Raw genomic sequence first — 2,152 nt, 5'->3', positions numbered from 1 at the left:
CCCCACTCACCCCTCACCCCCCACCACAGAAAAGGGTATAGGACAATACGGAACAGATAACGGGAAAGGGGAAAAATAACCTTTTGTACTACCAACTTGCCAAAATTCAGAAACAGATACTTTCCTCAGAAACCCTTGTGAAATCTGGCTCTCTTAATTTTGTATCCCTGACAAAAGCCAGAGGCTCTATTTTGAATTTTGAATTTTGACTTGGTATAACCTCCTGTTCCCTGCTGATAGCTGGCTCGAAATTAGCCAAAAGGCATTTTTAAGTAGGGATTCCCACATCAAAAAATATGAGTTCTCATTCTCATGGGGTACGCATTTTGTCTGACCCATTAACAAGCAGGGGTAGAAGCCCATCCCACAAAATGGAATAGTTTATTTTTTGGTATTCCCTTAAATAGTAGATGCTCAATAATTAATTACTAACTTCAGTTTACTCTAGATTTATCAGAGAAATAAAAAAGTATTTTAAACCTAATATAAAAAATTGAATTTAATTTTTCCCAAAAATTGCCATATTGCTATATTTTACCAGCATTTTCTCTTAGCTAAAAGATGCGTATTTACGGAGAATATAAATGTACTCTTCCCTGATGAATAAATATCATAAAAATGTACTTTATAAACAATATTTTACTATATTCTCATTAGCAAATTACGATTGCAGACATTGTGTGTTTTATTATTTTCAACTTGACTAATTCACCATCAGGATAATTACAGCAAATTACAGATAAATGAGGTACAGAGTTTAAGAAAAAAGCCATATACACAGAGTGTTTCCCCCTATTTTCTAATGTATGGTTTAGAGATTAGTCAGCATTTAGCTAATGCCTACCTACTTACGCAGTCAGCGCCACCATGTCTAAAGGGACTGACAGTGGTCAGTAGTGAGTTTTTTAACGGGTGCGCCAAAAATTACTCTCAGATTTTGTTAAAATCAGTAACAATCTCTCATATTGAGCAATATAAATTTAATCAATTGTTACCCATAATTCCTTGATGGGATCAGCCACCGAATTTATCCGTAGTACCAATCGGAATTGTCACCAAAATCCTCAAGTCCCCGGATTTATCCGCAGAACCAATCCAAAATCTAAAATCCCAAATCCAAAATCGGATGACCGTTATTAATCTCCTAGTCTCAGAAAAAAGTTATCGTCTGGATCGCTACCTGTCGTCAGAATTACCAGATTTGTCCCGTTCCCGTATTCAACAGTTAATTGAACAGGGTCATGTTTTACTCAATGATCAAATTTGTACATCAAAGAAAATAAATCTGAAAGTTGGCGATCGCATCTGTTTGGAAATTCCCTCAGTGCAACCTTTAGAATTGGTAGCAGAAGATATTCCCTTAGATATACTCTACGAAGACGAGCAGCTATTAATTTTAAATAAACCCGCTGGTTTAGTTGTTCATCCTGCACCTGGTCATCCTGATGGCACTCTAGTAAATGCTTTATTGGCACATTGTCCCAATTTACCGGGAATTGGTGGTGTTCAACGTCCAGGCATCGTTCATAGGTTAGATAAAGATACAACTGGTGCAATTGCGATCGCTAAAACAGATATCGCCTATCAACATCTACAAGCACAACTACAAGCTAAAACAGCACGGCGAGAATATTTAGGTGTAGTTTATGGCGTACCAAAAACCGAAAGTGGCCGCATTGACTTACCCATTGGTCGCCATCCCCATGACCGCAAGAAAATGGCAGTAGTTCCCACAGAACAAGGAGGAAGAACAGCAATCACTCATTGGCAAATCCGAGAACGGCTTGGAAATTACACTCTCATCCACTTTCAGTTAGAAACAGGACGTACCCATCAAATTCGCGTCCACAGCGCCAAAATCGGTCATCCCATCGTTGGTGATGCGGTTTATGGTTCTGGTCGTTCAGTAGGAGTAAATTTGCCCGGTCAAGCATTACACGCTTGGCAACTCAAGTTACAGCATCCGGTCTCTGGAGAATGGATTCAAGTAACTGCATCCCCTCCCGACACATTTACAACTTTGCTGGAAGTTTTGCGCCGCAGGAATGTAGGACAGTGCTGAGTGCTGAGTGCTGAGTGCTGAGTGCTGAGTAAAGAGTAGAAAGTTAGTAATTCCGAAGAAAGTATTAATCCTCCCCTGCCTCCCCTGCTT

General features: G+C 39.5%; 1 protein-coding gene. It reads left to right on the top strand.

From position 1 onward, the window contains the following. The first annotated feature begins 1,126 nt into the window (after nt 1-1,126). A complete protein-coding gene (locus tag A0J48_RS26315) occupies nt 1,127-2,062 on the top strand; it encodes an RluA family pseudouridine synthase (RefSeq protein ID WP_200327520.1) in 936 nt (311 codons plus the stop codon). The last annotated feature ends 90 nt before the right edge of the window (nt 2,063-2,152 follow it).

It is taken from the genome of Sphaerospermopsis aphanizomenoides BCCUSP55 (assembly GCF_001586785.1).
GTDB classification, from domain to species: domain Bacteria; phylum Cyanobacteriota; class Cyanobacteriia; order Cyanobacteriales; family Nostocaceae; genus Sphaerospermopsis_A; species Sphaerospermopsis_A aphanizomenoides_A.
This window is presented reverse-complemented; position numbering and strand designations above follow the sequence as displayed.

Bases quoted from the DNA above. Each gene is read 5' to 3' on its own strand.
- A0J48_RS26315 (WP_200327520.1), top strand. From the start codon at position 1,127: ATGACCGTTATTAATCTCCTAGTCTCAGAAAAAAGTTATCGTCTGGAT.